This window comes from Arcicella sp. (assembly GCF_964672035.1).
In genome coordinates, this window is the sequence record NZ_CBABQS010000064.1 from 1 (window position 1) to 20,813 (window position 20,813).

The following is a 20,813-nucleotide window of genomic DNA, read 5'->3' on the forward strand; positions in this document are numbered from 1 at the left end:
GATAAATTCTTGGCTAAAGGGATTTTTGAGAATAAAGTTTTAATTTTGCTACTGATGATATTTTTCATTAAAGGGCTGTTTTTGTTGCTTGAGAACTACAAATTTCAGCCTTTTTTTATTAATCTTAATTTTTCATCGGGTAGAGTACCCGTTTCCCCTTCTTTATAAACTATTTTCCCCCTCTTCAAAATCTTTGGTTTAGTTTTTGCGTTCTACTTAAAGAATTAATGTAATTTTGACCTATCCCCATTTTCAATATTAAAGTTTAAAATCCCCTGCCAGAAAGCATGAAGTTAGATTTGCCAGCCATCGAAAGCTACGGACATCAGTACGCCACAAAAGTATGTGATGATTTTTTTAATAGAACTGCCACAATAAATGGTCAGCAGATATTGAAATTGAGCAGCGTTGCTCAGGTGAATATGTTTGTGGTAAGTGACCTTTTTGAACGCTGGAAATCAGATACTGAGACATTTAAAAGTCCGTACTTTAATTTTGAAAGCGAACAGGTAAAGACAGCGCTGAAAACTTTTATGAATACCGCTTCGCAGCACATCATGGTAAAACGTGAAGATTTTGAACCGATGTTATCAAGTGCTGTTAGTAGAACGATAGTGCTTTTATTAGACCCAAGTAAGCATTTTGATGATTTCGTGCGTGATTCGCCTGACTTTACTTTGACAAAAGAACGTTTAGCGCAATTAACAAAATATACCAAAATTAATGGACAAGTTTCAAAAGCATTATCCGAAAAATTAGGTGATGAAGAGAAGACTTATGTAACTACCGCTTTGGGATGGTTGAATGAGATTAGTGAAAAAGGAGAATTTGAAAACCCAGATAAATATTTGGAAATGTTGTCGGCAACTGTTCCTTTGCGCAAAGATGATTTAGTGAAATCAACTTCAAAAAAGGTTATTGAAGATAGTTCGTCGATGAAAATGACACAATCATTTTTTGATATTGACCCTGATGATGACGAAAATACACCTCTACCAACGGTTGCGCAAGTACAAGCAAAATTCGATCAAGAAGGCCCTGTCATTAACGTAAAATTGCCAGGAATTGACCGTTTGAATGATACTTTTACGGATGATTTGCCAACGGTGAATGATTTATTGAAAAAAGAGATGGTTGGTAATGCAACACCTCTCTCGGACTTGGCTTTTAGTCGCCCGATAAAAAGTATTGTAGATGGTGTAAGTTTAAATCAAAAGTTTGTTTTCATCGGCAGATTATTCGATGGAGATATTAATTCGTATAATAAAGCCGTAGAAGATTTAGATAATTGTTTGAATTTTGGTGAAGCTAAGAATCTGATGAACAAGGCATTAGCACCAAAATACAATTGGATAATGGCAGCCGAAGAAGCCAATGATTTCTTGGAAGTGGTGGGGCGAAAATTTCAGTAAAGCATTATCAAATATTGAAAAATATTCCATAAATTTAAGCTCATTTGAAAAAATGAGCTTTTTTTGTTCAAAACTACCATTAATAATTTATGAAAAAACTACTACTCCTATGTATGTCAGCGTGTACTTTTCATACATACGCTCAAGATTATCCTCGCAAGGAAATCAATATCCGCAATTTTATTCAAGACATCGTTGGCAATCCTGATGGGGGCGTGGATGAGGATTTATTTGAATCATTATACCAAAATTACCTCAATCCAATCGACCTAAATAATGCTACTCGTGAACAATTAGCTTCGATTTATGTACTTTCCGAAAAGCAATTAAATGCTTTCTTTACTTATCGTCAAAAGGCAGGAAACTTGTTGTCAATCTATGAATTACAATCCATTCCAGATTTTGATTTACGTACCATTTATAAACTTATTCCTTTCGTTGCCGTTAAATCTGACGGACTTTCTTTGGGTACCTTAATGGATGGATTTGGTGGTTCTAATCAATATTTATTATTACGATACGCCCAAATTTTAGAAACAAAAAAAGGTTTTTCAGAACCTGATTCACGGAGTAAAGTTCGCTATGAAGGATCGCCTTTTAAGCTATATGCTCGCTATAAAATGTATTCCCAAAAAGATTTCACGTTGGGTTTCACCCTCGAAAAAGATGAAGGAGAAAGCCAATTAACTGATTTTAAATCGTTTCACCTAAATTTTCAAAATAAGAGACATTGGAAGAATATTACCTTGGGAGATTATCAACTCCAATTGGGGCAGGGCTTAGTGTCGTCGGCGGGATTTTACATTGGAAAAGGTTCTGAAACGGTGCTGACAACTCGCAGAAATCAGTTAGGTGTTCGTCCTTATACTTCTACTTTAGAAAATAACTTTTTCAGAGGTGCCGCCACTACTTACGAGTTAGGGAAATTTGATGTTATTGGCTTTTATTCACGCATCAAAAGAGATGCAAATTTGGTGCAAGACAAAGCCACAAATTTAGAATATGCTTCTTCATTACAAACTTCTGGATTGCATCGAACTGCCTCAGAAATAGCTGACCAATCCCGTTTATTAGAAGAAAATTTTGGTACGGATATCTCTTATAAAAACAAGACTAATACGCTACAAGTAGGGTTTACGGCGCTGAAAACTAATTTTGGAAAGCCAATTCGAAAAGCGGAGAAAGATTATAATTTGTACGAATTTTCGGGTACTGAAAATTTGTTGACGGGGCTTCATTACAGTTATAATTATCAAAATCTTAATTTTTTTGGAGAAATTACTCGCTCTTCAAGTGGGGGAATTGGAGTAGTTTCAGGAGTATTAGGAAGTCTTGGAAAACGCACGGATTTCTCGGTTTTATTCCGAAAATATGACCGTGATTTTCATAGTTTTTATGCCAATGGCTTTTCTGAAAACTCAAGGAATATTAATGAAACGGGTTTGTATTTAGGCGTAAAGCACGCTTTAAATAAAACTTGGTCGGTTGCAGGATATTTCGATTATTTTCAATTCCCTTGGTATCGATATTTAGTAGACAAACAACCTACCTCGGGTTTTGATTTTTTGGGGAGAATTACGTATCAACCCAGTAAAACCTTGCAAGTTTTTTTCCAATTCAGACAAGAAAATAAGGAAGAAAATACTAAAATCACCGAAAGCTATTTTGATAAAGGTAAAGAAAAAATCCGTGAAATTACGGTGGTTCGAGATAGAACTCGGCGGGTATTTATTGCCAATGTAGATTATAAAATTTCAAAGGTTTGGAATATTCAAACCCGTGCTTCGTACAGTACGTATAAATTTGATGATCAGGACTTTACGCAAGGATTTGCCATTGCTCAAGATATCAACGCAGACCTCGGAAAGCTGTCATTTTCGAGTCGGTTAGCATTTTTTAAAACTGATGATTACGATAACAGACAGTATTTCTATGAACAAGATGTGTTATACGCTTTTACTTTTCCTGCCTACTATCAGCACGGAATTAGGCATTATCTGATGGCACAGTACAAATGTACTCGTAACATAGATGTTTGGGTACGTTGGGCAAGAACGGATTTGTTTGATGGCGGTATTTTTAGTTCGGGCTTAGAAGAAATTTCACTTTCTCATCGGTCTGAGATAAAATTACAGTTAAGAATACATTTTTAAAAGATAACGTATGAATTGTACAATTTTAAGTAACTTTATCTTTTAAATTCATCTAAGAAGTATTGTGTTGAAATATTTCAAGAATTTTATTTAATAATTATAAACTAAAACCTTAAAGTGATGCGAAAGTCTGTGAAAGTAAAGAAGCCAAAGGCAAAGGCAAAAGAAATTGTCAAGGTTCTTTCACCTACTTTTTATCCGCAAATAAGTATGCAAAGAAATTTTTATAAAGCACATCCATGGCACGGAATTCAGATTGGAGATGAGATGCCTAAAATTGTAACAGCATTCATTGAAATTGTGCCCACGGATACGGTTAAATATGAAATTGATAAAGAAACGGGTTATTTAAAAATTGACCGTCCCCAGAAATTTTCTAACATTGTTCCTGCCCTTTATGGTTTTGTTCCACAGACGTATTGTGGCGAAAATACCGCAGAATTTGCTCGTGAAAAATCAGGAAAAAACATTGAAAAAGGCGACGGTGACCCTTTAGATATTTTAGTATTATCTGAAAGAACCATTACGCACGGAGATATTATTTGTCAAGCAATTCCGATTGGGGGCATCCGAATGATTGATAAAGGTGAAGCGGATGATAAAATTATTGCCGTGTTGAAAGGTGATTCAATGTATGGAAGTTGGACGGATATGAATGATTGTCCAAAAGCAATTATTGACCGTTTGGTTCATTACTTTTTGACATATAAAAACATTCCAGGCGAAGAAAAAGTGGCAGTTGATATTGATGCCGTTTACGGAGCAGCAGAAGCACACGAAGTAATTCTGAAATCAAGAGAAGATTATCGAAATTTGGTAGGATAATTATTAATTGGCAATTGATAATGAACAATTATTTACTGTCCATTATCAATTGTCCATTATCAATTAATTACAATTCTTTCTTCACCAAATAATCGTCAGAAATAAGTTTAAAAACGTATCCAGAAATCCAACCTACGTCACCACCTTTAATAAAGTAAAAACGTTTCTGAACGCCATCACGGGTATATTCTTTCATCACAGTTTCCAGAATAGTTGCTCCCGCAATAATGTCCTGATTGTTATATAATTTTGTGGTAATTAATTTTACATCTTCTTCTGCAATTTGTCTGGCAATTGGATCGGCAATTTTGCCAAAATCAGGTGTAATCAATTCTTCATAATTGGACACGGACATTTGACGAAATTTCTTCACATCATCTAACGTAACTTCTACTGGGCGACCAATAATAGCGGCACGTTCAGGATGTAATAATGTGTTCATCACGAATGCAATTCCTCCCAATAAATATATATTTTTACGGTTTTTTAAACCTACTCTTCGATTCATTTCGATGGCGATTTCCTCACGAATTGGTGCAATTTCAGCGTCAACGCCAGCAATGTAACCTTTCAAATCGGTATCTGGATATTTCGTTTTTACGATTTTACCGAATGCTTTTGTGCCATACGGAAAGTTGACTGCTTCAAACTTAGAACGATTCAATAAATAACCTCCTTTAACATTTCCACCACCAATATCCATAATTGAAGATGATAAATGCAATTCAGGAACAATCATGGATAAAGCACCGTATTTTGCTTCATCTTCGAATGAAATTACATCAATTTTCTGATTAGGATTTTTAACGGCATCTCTAATAGCTGCCATTAATTCGGCTTCTTTGCCAGGGGCTTTGTCTGTTGCTTGCTTCAAACCACTACTCATTACCACAAAAAGCCGGTCCGCAACTACTGAGTTTCTAACCGTTGCCGTATCAATTAAATCTTTCACAGCCATAGCCGTTTCTTTGATAGCCGCTGCTGATAATGCGCTTGGCTCAGTATTGATTGACATACTTTTCTTGAGACTATACGTCAAGCCTTTTTTAGCTGAAACCGTAACCCCAATGATGCTTAATTTAACGCCTTTCGAGCCAATATCAATGCCAGCAAAAAGTTCTTCAGAATCTTTTAATCCACCAATTAATTGAGTCAGCGCTTTTTCGCTCATTGTCATTTTCAAGGTGTGATAAATTTCAATGGCTTTAACAAAATTTCTGGAAGCCTCTAAAATATTTTCTTGGTCACGGTACAAGAAACCCAAGTTTTCATAAGCCGCCGCTTCCCAATATTTGTCTTTATTTCTAACAATATTTAGGGCTCTATTGAGGTATTCTTCAGATTGGTCATATTGTTTTACTTCTCGTAAAGTGTTACCAGCTTTGATAAATTTAAGGGCTGAATTCAAATCTTGTGTTTGTGCGATGCCTGTTGCCCACACAAACATTCCCAGAAGAAGGATAAGGAATAGTTTTTTCATAATTGAGTTGGAATAATAAATTAGTTTTTAGTAAAGGGTCATTAAGATTAGTTAAAATGTTTATGCTACATAATTATTACTGGAATTTTAAAACATTTCGGATTTAAAATAGCGATTTTGAACCAGCAAATAAAGGAAAAGTTAGTTTTTGTATAAAGGTGAACTGGTAGAAGTAGGGTCTATGTCTTGAAGTGAATCTTTTTTAGCTACGTTATTTTTTTTACGCTTCTTACTTTTTAATTTGCCTTTCACTACCTTAGAAGAGGTGCTTTTTTTAGCAGTAATAACTACTTTTTTGACGGGAACTTGTTGGTTATTACTTATCATTGAAAACGTATTGAAATGTAGCAATAAACTCGTTGAAAATAATAATAATAAAGCCATCATGGATAACCTTGCAATATAAGCAAATGAATCCCAGTGAATTCTTTCAATGATGCTAAAGTCATCATTAGATTGCTGTTTTTTAGTTGTGGATTTCATTAGAATCAGGAATTAAGTTTATTAATGGTCTAATTAACGGATAATTATTCAAATACGAATTTAACCATCTTAGAGGTTATAAACAAAAAATGTTCCAAAGATTTGTGAAAACAAGCTTTGGAACATTTTGACAGATAAAATTATGAATGTTTACTTGGTGCCAATCACTTCATTTCCTTGTAAAATCATCTTAATTCCCGTTACTTTTTTGGTTGTCGCATCCCGGGTAAAGATGATAGTTGAACCATAAGAACTGGTGGAAATATACATATCAACGTCTTTTTGTTTGAGTAATTTGTTGTTTCCGTAACTATCAGCTTCGCCATATAGGAAACCCCCATCTTTTGTAATTTTATAAACCGAAAAATACTCTTTCATTTTATATTCTCCGAGGTATTCATCCAAGCTATCAGCAACGATTTGTTTCTGAAAAATCGACTTTTTGATGGGGGTTGACTTTGCCGAAAGCGTTGTGTAAATACCGATACACAAGGCAATAAGAATAATTTTTTTCATGCTATTTCGTCTGATTATTTTGAGTTATTTAAAAATGTCATAATTTTTAATAAACTGGCATGGTTTCATCTATTTCATTCGCCCACGCATTAATGCCACCCGTGAGATTTTGCAAATTCGTAAAACCATGATTTTGAGATAAATACTCAATCACACTTGCCGACCTAAAGCCATGATGGCAATAAACGACCACCATTTTATCCTTCGGAATGTGTTTTATATTGGTCGGAATATTACTCATCGGAATCAAAACTGTATTTTCAATTCGACAAGTTTCATATTCATTCAAAATTCTAACATCCAAAATAAAAATATTTTCCTGTTTTTCTATCCTTTGGTGTAACTCTTGAACCGTCATTGATTTTTTAATTTCTTGATTATTAGTTGTTTTTTGTTTATTTCTCTTAATGGAAATATTATTTTTTCGGCATTTTTTCTGCGGTTCACTTTTATTTTTTGGGAGGTATTTTCCAATAAATCTACCAGCAAAAGTTATCCACTCAACACCGTGCCAATGCCCGTAATCATTTTAATTACTTCGTTGGCTTGGTACATTCCTAACATTCCAGGCAGAATTCCTAATACACCCCAATCGTAGCACAATTTGGAATTTCTAACTCAGAAGGTTGTTAGGGGAAAAGACAGCGATAAGTAGGACTCAAATGGCCGTTTGTATCCTTAAAATTAAAGGGAGACACTTATTGTTCCTCAAATTGATAAATTGCTCCGTACACAAAGGGTTTATTGAGTTTTACACAGTAGTCATTAATGAGGTACCGAGCCGTAAGACTACCAAGACTTTCGCATTTTTTAGCTTTATTTGCCCTTCTAATCATATTTGTGGAAGTAATAAATGTTTTTGATAACGATTTTTTTCGGAGGAAGAGAGCATATTTATTCAGTTCAAAATTTTAAAATTAATTTCCAATGTTCAATTATCAATTTCAAAGTAAACAACGAAATCCAACTATATCAACTTCAACACTCAGCATTTGATATTGATAATTTCAAAAATTAAATTTGAATATACACGCAAAAACCTCCCCAACAACGTTGAGAAGGTTCTTAATATTTTTATGAGCTCAGGATTACAAAGTCAAAGTTCCTCTGCGAGCAGCAGCAACTAAAGAGGCTTCTAAGCCATTTTTGTTGATAGTACGGATTGCTTTTCCAGATACTTTTAATTGTACCCAAACGCCTTCCGACTCTAAAAAGAATTTCTTTGTGTGAAGATTAGGGAAAAATTTACGCTTCGTTTTATTGTTAGCGTGTGATACATTATTTCCTACTTGTGTTTTTCTTCCTGTTAATTGACAAACCTTAGCCATGATTACTCTTTATTTTAGTTATGTAAAATCGCTTTTAAGGCGATATAATAGACTTAATTTTCAGTTCTTTCTGAAACGGACTGCAAAATTAGGAATTAATTCTTAACGATACAATTTATTAAGGAAATAAAATCAATAAAATCCTTACATTTGCCAAAACTAATCATTAGGATTATATATGTTCAAAACAATTGCCACGTCCTTGCTTTGGCTTACGAGTTTGCCCGTGTGTATTTACACATTGATAACGTACTTGTTTTCTTACACACTCGTGCTTGACCATTGGTCGGCAGGATTTGTGATGATGAGCCTTCCATTTGCCATGTTGGGATGCTTTATTATTGCCTTCACATGGCTTTTTATACGTCCTGCCAGAGCTATTTTGCCCATCTTGATTTTGGCTTTAGGTTACCCATTTATCAAACGTACAATTGCCTTCAAAGACCCACAACGAGCTACAAACTCCTTATCTGTTTTTAGTTACAATGTTTTTGGTTTTTATGGGGATAATAACAATATTGAAAAAACTAAGAAATTAATATCTTATTGCATTGATTATGAAGCAGATATAAAGTGTTTTCAGGAATTTTATAATGTAGATGATAATGAAAACTTTCAGAGTTTAATACCCATGTTGAAAGAAACTCCTTATTTCGTTAGTAATAAAGAAAAGTGGAATCCTGGTATGATAGGCTTGATTATTTTCTCAGCCTATCCCATCATTAATCGTGATGGAAAGACTTTCGGACGGAGTAATGCCAACGGCTATTTGATGGCGGATATTGCCCGAAAGAAGGATACTATTAGGGTCATCAATATCCAATTGCAATCAATGGGAATTAGGGTAAATAAAGTTGTTAGTGAAATGAAAGGGGAGGCTTATGAGGAGGCAAAAAAGGAGGGGAAAGGCATTATTTCATCCCTTAAAAGAGGGTTTGAACAACATTCCGAAGAAATTGAACCCATCAAAAGACTTATTAATGATAGTCCATATCCTGTAATTCTCTGCGGAGATTTCAATGAAACGCCCTACGGAAATGCCTATGGAAGTATTAGAGACAGGCTAAAAAATGCCTTTGAAGAAGCAGGGAATGGCTTTGGGTTTACTTTGAACCGAAGCCCAAGAATTGTGAGAATAGACAATCAATTTTGTTCAGAATCAATTAAAGTGCTTGATTTTAAGACTTTTAACAATGTAAAACTTTCTGACCATTATCCAATTTTGGGAAGGTATGATATTAGGTAATTGGGGATTAGGTAAAATATTTTCAGCATGAAGAACTCTAAAACTTGAAAATAGATTTTCCCTAATCCCTAATCCCTAATCCCTAATCTTTAAAACGATTTCGCAATATTCGTAAACTCACGAGACTTCAAAGATGCTCCACCGATTAATCCTCCGTCCACATCTGGTTGAGAGAATATTTCTTCAGCATTCTTTTCGTTACAACTTCCACCGTATAAAATCGAAGTTTCGTCCGCAACATTTTGACCATATTTTGTCGTTAAATGGCCTCTCAAATAAGCGTGCATTTCTTGTGCCTGAGTAGATGATGCGGTTAAGCCCGTGCCAATCGCCCAGATAGGTTCGTAGGCAATCACAACTTTACCAAAATCTTCTGCTGAAAGGTGAAAAAGGCTATCCGTTAATTGTGATGCCACAAATTCAAAGAAACCTTCGGCCTGACGTTGTTCCAAAGATTCACCACAACAGAAAATAGGTGTCATGCCATTTTCTAAAACGATATTCACTTTCTCTGTTAATTGTTCGTTAGTTTCATTGAAATACTGACGACGTTCTGAGTGTCCAACAAGCACGTGTGTAACCCCGATTGATTTCAACATCGAAGCTGAAATTTCACCTGTATAAGCACCAGAAGCCTTATTTGAGCAGTTTTGAGCGGCAATTCCCATGTTGGCAACCGGCTCAGTATGTTTTTGTAAAGTGGTTAAATAGAGGGCTGGTGGTGCGATAATAACTTGAACCTCAGAATTAACTTCATCTTTCACCATGTGAACAACTTCCGATGCCAAAATCATGGCTTCTTCCATCGACTTGTTCATTTTCCAGTTTCCTGCAACAATTTTCTTTCTCATTTTATACTTGATTAGTTTTTGTAAAATTAAGAATGGCAATCTTTAATTCCCAATTTAGGGTCAAGTTATTAGTTATTTATTAGCGGTTGCGGCGATAATAATTGTCTATTTGTTAATAGTTTTTAATCTTTTATTGAAAAATAAGTATTTGATTATCAATAATTTACCTGATAAAAAAAAAGAGATAACTGATTGCTATCTCTTTCTAATGACCAGTAATAAATAACAAATACTTATATTTTCAAAGCGGCTGGTAAAGCAACTTTTGCTTTTCTTATTTTTGCTTTTCGAGCCGCTAATGCTTTGCTACGGGAAGATGAACGAGCCCCCATAGCGGCATTGGCAATTTGCAATTCAGTAATTTTTTGTTCATAACTGGCTATTAATGAGGCACTTTCAGATTTTTTTGCTTCTAAATCAACCGTCATTTTTTTCATTTGTTCGTCTAACATATTAAATTTAGACCCTATTTCTTCATTTTGGCGTTTAAAAATATTAACCTGCTGCTCTAATTTTGTGATTTCCACATTTTTAGCCTTTATCTGGTCTTCTAAGGTGAGTTTTACCTCTTTCAGTTCTCTGATTTCTTTATGAGAACGCTCAACATTTACATCAAGACGATCTTTATCTTTGACTAAATCAGTGTATTGTTTTTGGCTTACACACGAGCTAACCAGTAGGGCTAACGTCAAAATAATACTTACTTTACGGAGAACGGTGGACATGATTTTTTTGGGTTAAGATTTATGCAATTTTGAGACAAGTATTTGAAAATTAATACAATATATTTGAATATTTATAAAAATTTACCTATCTTAGAGTGAAAATAGTAGATATTTCGTTGGCAGGAAATATCATTCTGTCAATCAACTAAAATTCAATCAAATTTGAAAAAAAAATTTTCAAACACACATGAAACGCTCTTGGTTAAAAATAATCCTACTCTTGGCAATTCCATATTTTAATTATGGGCAAGAGGGAAAAATACCCGAAAGGCAAGTAATTTCGAACCTCGAAATAGAGGTCACGCCGACTGCTAAGACGGTAAAATTAAAGCCTGTTTCTGACGAAAGATTTGGATTTCAGCTTGCTAAAAGGCGGAAGATAACAAGAATACCGTTTGAATTTCAAGCAAATTTAGTAATAGTACCCGTAAAAGTCAATAACTCAGACACTTTACGTTTTATTTTAGATACTGGCGTAAGTTCAATTTTAATTACCGACCCTGAAATTGCCAAAAAGCAATTCATGAAATTTGCTCGTAATGTTAAAATCTCTGGCGCAGGGGAAGGAACGGATATTGAAGCAGGAATTGTGTTGGACAATACCATTACGATGGGCGATATGATTGGTTACCGCCAGAATTTAGTTGTTTTGAAAGAAGATGTACTCAAATTGAGTGAGTTTGTGGGTAGTCCAGTTCATGGTATTATTGGTTATGAAATCTTTAATCGTTTTACTGTAACGATTGATTTCGGAACCAATGAAATCATCCTTGAAAATCCTGAACATTATAAATACAAACCCCAAAAAGGACAACGATTCCCGATAACTATTGAAGAAAATAAGCCTTATCTGAGTACGGTTGAATTGATTAATGATAAACAAAATTTACCCTTAAAAGTAGTGTTAGATACAGGAGCAGGTCATGCCATCTCTATTGATGCCAACCGCTACAATGGCATTCCAATGCCCGAAAAGGTGGTAAAAGCACAGTTAGGGCGTGGTTTGAGCGGTATTATTAATGGAAGTTTAGGGAGAATTTCTAAATTGAGATTAGGAAAATTTGAAATGAAAAACTTAGTGGCTTCCTTTCCCGACAGTTCTTCGTATCGCATCAAAGGGATGGAGTTAATTGAACGTCAAGGAAATATCGGTTGTGAGTTTTTGCGGAGATTTAAAATAACGTTTAATTATCGTGACCAATACATTGTTTTGAAGCCCATCAACCGCCGTATGAAAGAACCCTTTGAACACAATATGAGTGGGATTGAACTCATGGCAAAAGGAGATGATTATCATGAATATACCGTTGATAGAGTTCTCGAACATTCACCCGCTGAAGATGCGGGTCTTTTGCAGGGCGACCGTATGATGTTTATCAACAATAAGTCTTCTAAAGAGATTACGATTAGCGAAATTTATAAATTATTTCAAAAAGGAGAAGGGAAAAATATTAATTTAATTATGAAAAGAGAAGGGAAAATATTTTTTGCAACCATTAATTTGCGGAGGTTAATATGAGATTATTTTTTTCGTGAGTCTAACACCTTTAAAATTATTATTTCGTTTCTCAAAATTGTATAAAAAATAATATTGTGTGGAAGAACCGTTAGTTTTCTAACAGCATCTAATTCAGGATGTTCTTTTCCCATAAATGGCATTTTCTCAAGCCTTTATGCTTGGTCAATAAGATTGTTAGTAAATTCTCCGGCTACCTCAAATGTCCATTCCTTAAACAAATAATTAGTAATATCGTTAATATTTTCTTTGGGGTTGTCAGTCCAACTTATTTTGAAAGCATGAGAATTTTCAATAACGAAAGTTAAATCTTGTCCTAAATAAAAAGTCACAGAATCATATAAATCCTGCAAACGAGCCTCATTTTCAATACTACCAATGAGTTTATGAAATTCTGATTTTAATTTTATTATTGACATAAGTGTGTTATTTATATCTCAAATATACTATTCTTTTGTAATTTTCAGCATTTTAACCCTTTTATTTATGCAAATTCATAGAAATCAGGTTTTTATATTTAATCCCCCTCAAAATACTTGTTTTTTGATAAGAAATTCATTAATTTTGCGGAAGAATTTAAAGGAAGAGGGGTCGTAAATCCCTCTTTTTTGTTTTCTAAATTTGAGTTCCGTAGCACAGACTTTAGTCTGTAAAGCGGACGAACAGACAGACTGAAGTCTGTGCTACGAAAATTGAATGACCAAAGAACAAATAACCGAATTGCTTCAACCATATCTGGAAGACGATAGAATTTTTATTGTCGAAGTGAAAGTGGGAGAAGGCAAAATTCGCCAAACAATTACCATACTTTTAGATACCGATGAAGGTATTAAAATTGAAGAATGTGCTTCCATTAGTCGAAGATTGGCCCATTTTATCGAAACAAATGAATTGATAAAAGACGCATATAATCTGGAAGTATCTTCGCCAGGCATTGATCAACCACTTCTTTTGAAACGTCAATATGCAAAAAATATTGGCAGAAATTTGAAATTGCAATTACTGGAAGGTGGAGAGAAAATTGGCGCATTAGAGAACGTAACTGATGAAGAAATCGTTTTCAAAGAAGAACTAAAGAAATCAAAAGGCAAAAAAGTTGTACCCATCGAAAGTGTAAACATTCCTTTTGGGAATATTCAACAAGCCAAAGTACAAATATCGTTTAAATAATGAATCAGGGATTAGGGATTAAGGGTTAGGAATTAGGAATTCAGATTGAACTGCAAGCCAATAACCAGTAACTAACCAATAACTAATAGCCAACTTTCATTTAAAATTATGAAAAGATGAATAGTGCAGAATTAATTTCGTCGTTTGCCGACTTTGCAAAAGAAAAAAACATTGATCGCCCAACGATGATAAAAGTGCTGGATGAAGTTTTCCGCACCATGATTCGTAAGAGATACGGAACAGATGAAAATTTTGATGTTATTATCAATCCCGATAGTGGTGACTTAGAAATGTGGCGTACTCGTGAAATCGTTGATGATAATTCAGAAGACATTTGGGACTACGATAAAATACCTTTGGAAGAAGCCAAGAAAATTGAACCAGATTTCGAAATTGGCGAAGAAGTAGCAGAATTAGTAAAATTAGAAGACTTTGGTCGTAGAATCGTCCAGACGGCTCGCCAAACACTTATTCAAAAAGTTAAAGATTTAGAAAAAGAAGGTCTTTTTGAGAAATATAAGGATTTGGTTGGTGAAATGGTTTCGGGTGATGTGTATCAGATTATTGGAAAAGAATTTATTATCACTGACAGTGAAGGTAATGAATTGACGCTTCCAAAATCAGAGATGATCCAGAAAGACCGTTTTAAGAAAGGTGAGGCTGTGAAAGCGGTTATCCACAAAGTAGACATGAACAATGGAACACCGAAGATTATTCTCTCGAGAACTTCTCCTGTGTTTTTGGAACGTTTGTTTGAACAAGAAATACCAGAGATTTATGATGGTCAAATCATGATTCGTAAAATTGTACGTGAGCCTGGCGAGCGTGCAAAAGTAGCCGTAGAATCGTATGATGACCGTATTGACCCAGTGGGTGCGTGTGTAGGTATGAAAGGTTCTCGTATTCACGGAATTGTTCGTGAGCTACAAAATGAGAACATTGACGTTATAAATTATACGGAAAATCTTGAACTTTTAGTGGGTCGTGCTTTAAGCCCTGCCAAAGTGAGTTCGATGAAGATTGATAAAGAGAAAAAACGCATTGCGGTGTATTTACAACCAGACCAAGTGTCACTGGCAATTGGTAAGGGTGGGCAAAACATTAAGTTAGCAGGGAAGTTAGTAGGTTATGAATTAGACGTTTACCGTGATATTAAAGAATCAGAGGTGGACGATGAAGACGTGGACTTAACAGAATTCTCTGATGAAATCGAAGACTGGGTGATTCTTGAATTACACAAAATCGGTTTGGATACTGCCAAACAAGTTCTGGCATTGGACAGCGAAGAATTAATTCGCCGTACTGAACTTGAAGAAGAAACGGTGAACGACATTTTAACAATCCTACGTTCCGAGTTTGAATAAGTTTAAAAAGTAATTGTGTGATAGAGTGACTGAGTGTATCGACCATTTAGTTTTCCCACCCAATTCCTTCGGCTCAGTCACTCTAATACACAATTACAACAAATAACATTATAGAAAAGTATCAATTAACAAGTATGACAGAAGACAAAATGATGCGTTTGAGCCTTGTGGCAAAGCAAATTGGCGTGGGTACCTCAACCATCGTGCAAAAGCTTTCTGTGCAGGGTCATAAGGTCGAGAACAATCCCAACGCTAAGTTAAATTTTGAACAACTAAAAATCGTTGCCAAGGAATTTGGGGCAAGCGGTCTTTTGCAAGAATCTTCTCCTGCCAATCAAAAGGCTTCGGAGGAAGAAGTTTTTGTCCCTGTAAAAAGACAGGACGATGATTATATGCCTTTGTATTCACGTAATGCACCAAAAACTGAATCAGTTGCAGTTGTTACGGAAGCACCGAGCGTTGAAAAGGCAGTAGAACCTGAAAAAATTGAAGTGAAAGCTGAGGTTCCTTTCAAGGTAGTGGGTAAAATGGATTTGGACGCTAAAGGAAATGTTATTCCAGTAAAGCCAGCAGCGGTGGTAGAAGTACCAAAAACCGTAGAGTCTGTGAAGGTCGAAGAGGTGAAACCAGCAATAGCACCAAAAGCCGTTGAGCCCGTGAAGGTGGAAGAGGTGAAACCAGTAGTGATAGAAACATCAAAGGTAGAAATACCAAAAATCGTAGAGCCTGTTAAGATTGAAGAGGCGAAATCAGTAGTGGTAGAAACACCAAAAATCGTTGAGCAAGTGAAAATAGAAGTACCAAAACCAGTAGTCGTAGAAGCTACGAAACCTGTTGTTGATGCTCCTAAAATTCAGCAGCAAAATAACCAAAATCAACCAAGACCACAAGGTGGAGGACAAGGTAATAATAGCCAGAATCCAAACAGACCACAAGGTGGAGGTCAGGGAAATAATAACCAGAATCCAAACAGACCACAAGGTGGAGGTCAGGGAAATAATAGCCAAAACCCAAACAGACAACAAGGTGGAGGTCAAGGAAATAACAGTCCAAGATCACAAAATAGAGATAATAATCAACCAATAAGACCACAAGGAGGAATTAATCAAGTCCTTCCAAGTCGTCAAGCTATTGGAACTCCTATTGGCGTTGGTAGTATTCAAAACAATCAAAAGCCAGCTCAACCAGTCGATAATAAAGTTCAGAAATTGGGTCGTAATGATGCCATTCCTGACGATACTTCATCAGTTGAATTAATCGAAGCAAAAGGCGAGCAATTGCGAGGATTGAAAGTTTTGGGTAAGATTGAATTACCCGTTGAAACACCACGTGGTGGGAACAACCGCAATAACAATAATAATAATAACAAGAAGAAACGGAAACGTATTGATAAGCCTGGTGGAGCAAAAGTTACAGAAACTGAAATTCGTAATGAAAGAGGGGTGCCTCGTCCGAAAAAGGATGGCGCTCCAGTTGATCCAAATGCACCAAAACCAGTAGTCACTCCTGGAACTGGGACGAGAAATACTACGCCAGGACAAGGTGGAGGCGGTAATAGCAATAACCACAGAACTGGACATAGTCCTAATTATAAAGGTAATAAAGGTGGTGCGAATACAAACACAACTCCTGGAGCTAAACCAATTCCAAAAGGCGAAGTAACTGAAAAGCAAATTCAAGACCAAATTAAGGCAACAATGGCTCGTCTGCAAGGACAGTCTAATAAGTCGAACTTTGGAGCGAAGGAACGTCGTGAAAAACGTAAATTCCGTGCTGATAGAAATGAACAACGTCAATTAGCGGAAGACGAAGAAGCAAAAGTATTAAAGGTAACTGAATATATTTCAGCTTCTGAATTGGCTTCGATGATGGATGTTTCGATTAATGAAGTTATCTCGGCTTGTATGAGTTTGGGTATGTTCATTTCGATAAATCAACGCCTTGAAGCTGATGTAATCGCTTTGATTACGGAAGAATTCGGTTTTGAAGTACAATTTGTATCAGCCGAAGAAGAAATTGATTCATCAGTTCCAGACGAACCAGATTCACCAGAAGATTTATTACCAAGAGCCCCAATCGTAACGATTATGGGTCACGTGGATCATGGTAAAACATCTTTACTTGATTATATCCGTCGTGCGAAAGTTGCAGCAGGTGAAGCAGGGGGTATCACCCAACATATTGGAGCATACTCTGTGAAACAAGATGATGGTAGAAGAGTAACATTCTTAGATACGCCTGGTCACGAAGCCTTTACAGCCATGCGTGCAAGGGGGGCGAAAGTAACTGACGTTGCCATTATCGTAATTGCAGCGGATGATGCGGTGATGCCACAAACGGAAGAAGCTATCAATCACGCAATGGTTGCAGGTGTGCCAATTGTGTTTGCCTTCTCGAAAGTAGATAAGCCAGGTGCAAATACGGAGAAAATTCGTGAACAATTATCTATCAAAAACATTCTTGTTGAAGAATGGGGTGGTAAATATCAAACGCAAGAGATTTCTTCTAAATCAGGAGCGGGGGTTAATGAATTGTTAGAAAAAGTATTGCTCGAAGCAGAAATGTTAGACTTGAAAGCCAATGCTAATAAACGTGCCATCGGTACGGTTGTTGAAGCCTCATTGGATAAAGGTCGTGGATACGTTGCTAATATTTTGGTACAAGCTGGAACTTTGAAAGTTGGCGATATGATGCTCGCAGGAGCTCACTACGGACGTGTGAAAGCAATGTTCGATTATCGTGGAAATAAATTAAAAGAAGCTGGTCCATCAATTCCAGTACAAGTATTAGGTTTGGGTGGAGCGCCAGCAGCGGGTGATAAATTGAGCGTAATGGAAAATGAGCGTGATGCACGTGAAATTGCCAACAAACGTGAACAAATTATCCGTGAACAATCATTACGTACTCGTAAGCACATTACGTTGGAAGAGATTGGTCGTCGTAAGGCAATTGGTACTTTCAAAGAATTGAACGTAATTGTGAAAGGTGACGTGGATGGTTCAGTAGAAGCCTTATCGGATTCATTATTGAAACTATCAACCGAAGAAGTACAAGTAAGAATTATCCACAAAGGAGTTGGACAAGTTTCAGAATCAGATGTATTGTTAGCTTCGGCTTCCGATGCGGTGATTGTGGCATTCCAAGTTCGTCCAAGTACAAACGCCCGCCGTTTGGCAGAGAATGAGCAAATCGAAATACGTACTTATTCAATCATCTACCAAGCAATTGATGATGTTCGTGATGCGATGGAAGGCTTATTAGCGCCTAAATTTGAGGAAGTTGTTACGGCAAATATTGAAGTTCGTGAGGTTTACAAAATTACGAAAGTTGGAACGGTTGCAGGTTCTTACGTATTGGATGGAACGGTGAAACGTTCGGATAAAATTCGTATTATTCGTGATTTCGTGGTAGTTCACGAAGGAGAGATTTCAGCCTTAAAACGTTTCAAAGACGATGTAGCGAGTGTTAAATTTGGCTACGAATGTGGTCTATCAATCAAGAATTTCAACGATATTGAAATTGGCGATGTAGTTGAATGTTACGAAATGAAAGAATTGAAACGTACTTTGTAAAGAGGGGTTTCTTGATATCAAAAAGGGGGTCTGGAATATTTCAGAAACCCTTTTTGTATTTATATCGCCTAAAAAACTCGAATGGTCGGCAGAAATGAATTGCACGTACGAATCTATTTTTCTGAAAGCCTAAATTCGTTAGATTTGTAAAAAAATCATTCCAATGCAACCGACCACACTGCCAAAATATCAAATCATTTTCTTGCACTTTGCCTTTTGGGCTTTTGTGTTGGCTTTGCCGTTTCTCTTAGCACCTGCACCTATGGTACCAGGGGCTCCCAAAATTCAATATGAAAAAGGATTAACTGTTACCCAATTTTTTGCTTTTTTTGCCTTTATTAATATCCCTTTTTTCTATATCAACAGTGAGATATTAATACCCAATGTCTTTCAAAAAAAAAGAATTTGGGCTTATTTAATAACTGCATTGGGTTTGATTGTTTTAATATTTCTGTTTAATTCTTTAATTGCATTCTTATTTTTTAAAAATCAGTACGTTCCACGCACTGGACCAACTTTTCAATTATTATTTTTCTTGGCAATCAGTACGGCTTATCGACTTATTTCGAATAATTTGAAGAGCGAGCAAGAAAAAAAGGAACAGGAAACGGAGAAATTGAAATCAGAATTATCTTTTTTACGTTCACAGATTAGTCCACACTTTATTTTTAATGTGTTGAATAGTATCGTTTCATTGTCTCGTAGAAAACCTGAAAGGGTTGAGCCTGTGGTAGTGAAACTTTCCGATTTGATGCGTTATATGTTGTACGAATCAGACGATGCCAAAGTTACGATTGATCGTGAAAGCCAATATTTAAGAGCATATATTGAACTGCAACAACTGCGTTTTGGGGATGATATTGAGATAAATTTTAGCGATAATCATTTGGATGAATCGCAATCTATTGAGCCAATGTTGTTGATACCTTTCGTAGAAAATGCGTTTAAACATGGGGTAGGAATGATTCTAAACCCAACGATTGATATTAATTTGCGTACTGAAAACGGCCGTTTAATTTTTGAAGTCAAAAATAAAGTAAACCGACAATTCAAGGAGGTAAAGGATAGTGCATCAGGCATTGGATTGAATAATGTAAAGCGGAGATTAGAATTATTATATCCTGATAATCACCAACTTACCATTAAAAATGAAGATGATGTTTATGTAATTAAATTGGTAATTGGATAAATTAAGTAATAAAAAATGCTCAACTGTATAGCCGTCGATGACGAAAATCTTGCCCTTGATTTGATTGAGGACAATATCCATAAAGTACCCTTCTTGAATCTTGTGAAACGGTGCAAAAACCCTTTCGAAGCGATGGAAGTGCTTCAAAATCAGGAAATTGACCTAATTTTCTTAGACATTCAAATGCCAGGAATTACGGGTGTGCAATTTTTGCAAAGCCTACCAAATAGCCCAATGGTGATTTTTGTGACGGCTTATAAACAATATGCCTTAGAAGGGTTTAACTTGAATGTGATTGACTATTTATTAAAACCAATCGACTTTGAGCGTTTTTTGAAAGCCGTCAACAAAGCATATACATTACATAATTTAAAGCAAAAAAGCCTCATAATTGAACCTGCCGACGAACCTAAAAATTCTACGATATTCGTTAATGCTGATTATTCGTTAGTTAAAATAAAAACGGATGAGATTAATTTTATCGAAGGATTGAAAGATTACGTTAAAATTCATCTTAATTCTTCTAATAAAATTGTTGTAACTCGCATGACGATGAAAGCAATCGAGGAAAAATTGCCATCTTCCGAATTTTTTCGTGTGCATAAATCATTCATTGTTTCACTAGATAAAATAGAATCTATTCGAAATCTGAAAATAAAAATTGGGGCTGCCCAAATTCCAATTAGTGAAAGCTATTCGGAGGAATTTTTTAAGTTGATTGGACAATAATTAGCTTTGAGCAATGAGTTTTGAGCAATAAGTTTATGTGACCATTTCAATTCATAAAATTAAAACGATTTCAAGATGCGCTTCTGCAACTTTTCAAAATCTCATTGCTCACAACTCAAAGCTAAACATTATTTTAACAATATTTAACTTCAATTTTACGTATTATCCGTAGAAAATCCCTTTCTCTTCTTGAGTATTAACTTATGGCATGGCAATTTCTGGAAAGATTGCCCTAACTTTGTATTCGTTTCAAT

The 20,813-nt window shown here is 35.6% G+C and carries 19 protein-coding genes; 10 read left to right on the forward strand and 9 right to left on the reverse strand.

Annotated features, from left to right (window positions below):
• Positions 1-287 precede the first annotated feature (287 nt).
• The 3 genes from AC1W31_RS15405 to AC1W31_RS15415 all read left to right on the forward strand — a co-directional run bounded on the left by AC1W31_RS15405 (position 288) and on the right by AC1W31_RS15415 (position 4,390).
• Positions 288-1,412 (forward strand): hypothetical protein, encoded by a 1,125-nt coding sequence (locus AC1W31_RS15405; protein WP_481735369.1) that lies wholly within the window; start codon positions 288-290, stop codon positions 1,410-1,412.
• Between the two features lie 89 nt (positions 1,413-1,501).
• Positions 1,502-3,565, forward strand: coding sequence for a hypothetical protein (locus AC1W31_RS15410; RefSeq protein ID WP_481735370.1), 2,064 nt, complete (start codon positions 1,502-1,504; stop codon positions 3,563-3,565).
• Between the two features lie 210 nt (positions 3,566-3,775).
• A complete protein-coding gene (locus AC1W31_RS15415) occupies positions 3,776-4,390 on the forward strand; it encodes an inorganic pyrophosphatase (RefSeq protein WP_481735393.1) in 615 nt (204 codons plus the stop codon).
• A gap of 67 nt (positions 4,391-4,457) precedes the next feature.
• Here the strand turns inward: AC1W31_RS15415 and AC1W31_RS15420 are convergent, their stop codons facing one another.
• The 6 genes from AC1W31_RS15420 to rpmB all read right to left on the reverse strand — a co-directional run bounded on the left by AC1W31_RS15420 (position 4,458) and on the right by rpmB (position 8,197).
• Positions 4,458-5,870, reverse strand: a complete 1,413-nt coding sequence (locus AC1W31_RS15420) for a tetratricopeptide repeat protein (RefSeq protein ID WP_481735371.1) — start codon at positions 5,868-5,870, stop codon at positions 4,458-4,460.
• A gap of 141 nt (positions 5,871-6,011) precedes the next feature.
• Complete coding sequence (locus AC1W31_RS15425; RefSeq protein WP_481735372.1) at positions 6,012-6,353, reverse strand: hypothetical protein; 342 nt, start codon at positions 6,351-6,353, stop codon at positions 6,012-6,014.
• A 150-nt stretch (positions 6,354-6,503) separates the two neighbouring features.
• Entirely contained in the window at positions 6,504-6,869 is a 366-nt protein-coding gene (locus AC1W31_RS15430) for a DUF3471 domain-containing protein (protein ID WP_481735373.1), read from the reverse strand.
• Between the two features lie 46 nt (positions 6,870-6,915).
• Positions 6,916-7,227 (reverse strand): rhodanese-like domain-containing protein, encoded by a 312-nt coding sequence (locus AC1W31_RS15435; RefSeq protein WP_481735374.1) that lies wholly within the window; start codon positions 7,225-7,227, stop codon positions 6,916-6,918.
• Between the two features lie 340 nt (positions 7,228-7,567).
• Complete coding sequence (locus AC1W31_RS15440) at positions 7,568-7,705, reverse strand: hypothetical protein (protein ID WP_481735375.1); 138 nt, start codon at positions 7,703-7,705, stop codon at positions 7,568-7,570.
• 252 nt (positions 7,706-7,957) lie between these two features.
• Positions 7,958-8,197 (reverse strand): 50S ribosomal protein L28, encoded by a 240-nt coding sequence (gene rpmB, locus AC1W31_RS15445; RefSeq protein ID WP_481735376.1) that lies wholly within the window; start codon positions 8,195-8,197, stop codon positions 7,958-7,960.
• A 178-nt stretch (positions 8,198-8,375) separates the two neighbouring features.
• Here rpmB and AC1W31_RS15450 point away from each other — a divergent pair, with 178 nt between their 5' ends.
• Positions 8,376-9,443, forward strand: a complete 1,068-nt coding sequence (locus AC1W31_RS15450) for an endonuclease/exonuclease/phosphatase family protein (RefSeq protein WP_481735377.1) — start codon at positions 8,376-8,378, stop codon at positions 9,441-9,443.
• 89 nt (positions 9,444-9,532) lie between these two features.
• Here AC1W31_RS15450 and tpiA read toward each other — a convergent pair whose 3' ends face one another.
• Both tpiA and AC1W31_RS15460 read right to left on the reverse strand, forming a co-directional pair.
• Positions 9,533-10,294 carry a triose-phosphate isomerase gene (tpiA, locus tag AC1W31_RS15455; protein WP_481735378.1) on the reverse strand — a complete coding sequence of 254 codons (762 nt, stop codon included), beginning with the start codon at positions 10,292-10,294 and terminating at the stop codon, positions 9,533-9,535.
• A gap of 233 nt (positions 10,295-10,527) precedes the next feature.
• A complete protein-coding gene (locus tag AC1W31_RS15460; RefSeq protein WP_481735379.1) occupies positions 10,528-11,019 on the reverse strand; it encodes a hypothetical protein in 492 nt (163 codons plus the stop codon).
• A gap of 187 nt (positions 11,020-11,206) precedes the next feature.
• On the opposite strand from AC1W31_RS15460, the gene AC1W31_RS15465 reads away from it, so the two are divergent.
• Complete coding sequence (locus AC1W31_RS15465; RefSeq protein WP_481735380.1) at positions 11,207-12,538, forward strand: aspartyl protease family protein; 1,332 nt, start codon at positions 11,207-11,209, stop codon at positions 12,536-12,538.
• Between the two features lie 152 nt (positions 12,539-12,690).
• Here AC1W31_RS15465 and AC1W31_RS15470 read toward each other — a convergent pair whose 3' ends face one another.
• The gene (locus AC1W31_RS15470; protein ID WP_481735381.1) at positions 12,691-12,954 is read right to left on the reverse strand and encodes a hypothetical protein; all 264 of its coding nucleotides are present in this window, start codon (positions 12,952-12,954) and stop codon (positions 12,691-12,693) included.
• A 277-nt stretch (positions 12,955-13,231) separates the two neighbouring features.
• Between AC1W31_RS15470 and AC1W31_RS15475 the strand changes: the two genes are divergently transcribed.
• From AC1W31_RS15475 to AC1W31_RS15495, 5 genes are all read left to right on the forward strand, one after another.
• Positions 13,232-13,705, forward strand: a complete 474-nt coding sequence (locus AC1W31_RS15475; protein WP_481735382.1) for a ribosome maturation factor RimP — start codon at positions 13,232-13,234, stop codon at positions 13,703-13,705.
• Positions 13,706-13,821: 116 nt separating this feature from the next.
• Positions 13,822-15,069, forward strand: coding sequence for a transcription termination factor NusA (nusA, locus tag AC1W31_RS15480; protein ID WP_481735383.1), 1,248 nt, complete (start codon positions 13,822-13,824; stop codon positions 15,067-15,069).
• 134 nt (positions 15,070-15,203) lie between these two features.
• Complete coding sequence (gene infB, locus AC1W31_RS15485) at positions 15,204-18,641, forward strand: translation initiation factor IF-2 (protein WP_481735384.1); 3,438 nt, start codon at positions 15,204-15,206, stop codon at positions 18,639-18,641.
• A 163-nt stretch (positions 18,642-18,804) separates the two neighbouring features.
• Positions 18,805-19,830: a sensor histidine kinase gene (locus tag AC1W31_RS15490; RefSeq protein ID WP_481735385.1), complete on the forward strand. Its 1,026-nt coding sequence runs from the start codon at positions 18,805-18,807 to the stop codon at positions 19,828-19,830.
• Between the two features lie 15 nt (positions 19,831-19,845).
• A complete protein-coding gene (locus AC1W31_RS15495; RefSeq protein ID WP_481735386.1) occupies positions 19,846-20,559 on the forward strand; it encodes a LytR/AlgR family response regulator transcription factor in 714 nt (237 codons plus the stop codon).
• Positions 20,560-20,813 lie beyond the last annotated feature (254 nt).

Coding starts and splice junctions, on each gene's coding strand:
- AC1W31_RS15435 (WP_481735374.1), bottom strand. CDS start 7,227: ATGACGGTTCAAGAGTTACACCAAAGGATAGAAAAACAGGAAAATATT.
- nusA (WP_481735383.1), top strand. CDS start 13,822: ATGAATAGTGCAGAATTAATTTCGTCGTTTGCCGACTTTGCAAAAGAA.
- AC1W31_RS15490 (WP_481735385.1), top strand. CDS start 18,805: ATGCAACCGACCACACTGCCAAAATATCAAATCATTTTCTTGCACTTT.
- infB (WP_481735384.1), top strand. CDS start 15,204: ATGACAGAAGACAAAATGATGCGTTTGAGCCTTGTGGCAAAGCAAATT.
- AC1W31_RS15405 (WP_481735369.1), top strand. CDS start 288: ATGAAGTTAGATTTGCCAGCCATCGAAAGCTACGGACATCAGTACGCC.
- AC1W31_RS15430 (WP_481735373.1), bottom strand. CDS start 6,869: ATGAAAAAAATTATTCTTATTGCCTTGTGTATCGGTATTTACACAACG.
- rpmB (WP_481735376.1), bottom strand. CDS start 8,197: ATGGCTAAGGTTTGTCAATTAACAGGAAGAAAAACACAAGTAGGAAAT.
- AC1W31_RS15475 (WP_481735382.1), top strand. CDS start 13,232: ATGACCAAAGAACAAATAACCGAATTGCTTCAACCATATCTGGAAGAC.
- AC1W31_RS15470 (WP_481735381.1), bottom strand. CDS start 12,954: ATGTCAATAATAAAATTAAAATCAGAATTTCATAAACTCATTGGTAGT.
- AC1W31_RS15495 (WP_481735386.1), top strand. CDS start 19,846: ATGCTCAACTGTATAGCCGTCGATGACGAAAATCTTGCCCTTGATTTG.
- AC1W31_RS15465 (WP_481735380.1), top strand. CDS start 11,207: ATGAAACGCTCTTGGTTAAAAATAATCCTACTCTTGGCAATTCCATAT.
- AC1W31_RS15450 (WP_481735377.1), top strand. CDS start 8,376: ATGTTCAAAACAATTGCCACGTCCTTGCTTTGGCTTACGAGTTTGCCC.
- AC1W31_RS15410 (WP_481735370.1), top strand. CDS start 1,502: ATGAAAAAACTACTACTCCTATGTATGTCAGCGTGTACTTTTCATACA.
- AC1W31_RS15460 (WP_481735379.1), bottom strand. CDS start 11,019: ATGTCCACCGTTCTCCGTAAAGTAAGTATTATTTTGACGTTAGCCCTA.
- AC1W31_RS15415 (WP_481735393.1), top strand. CDS start 3,776: ATGCAAAGAAATTTTTATAAAGCACATCCATGGCACGGAATTCAGATT.
- AC1W31_RS15425 (WP_481735372.1), bottom strand. CDS start 6,353: ATGAAATCCACAACTAAAAAACAGCAATCTAATGATGACTTTAGCATC.
- AC1W31_RS15440 (WP_481735375.1), bottom strand. CDS start 7,705: ATGATTAGAAGGGCAAATAAAGCTAAAAAATGCGAAAGTCTTGGTAGT.
- AC1W31_RS15420 (WP_481735371.1), bottom strand. CDS start 5,870: ATGAAAAAACTATTCCTTATCCTTCTTCTGGGAATGTTTGTGTGGGCA.
- tpiA (WP_481735378.1), bottom strand. CDS start 10,294: ATGAGAAAGAAAATTGTTGCAGGAAACTGGAAAATGAACAAGTCGATG.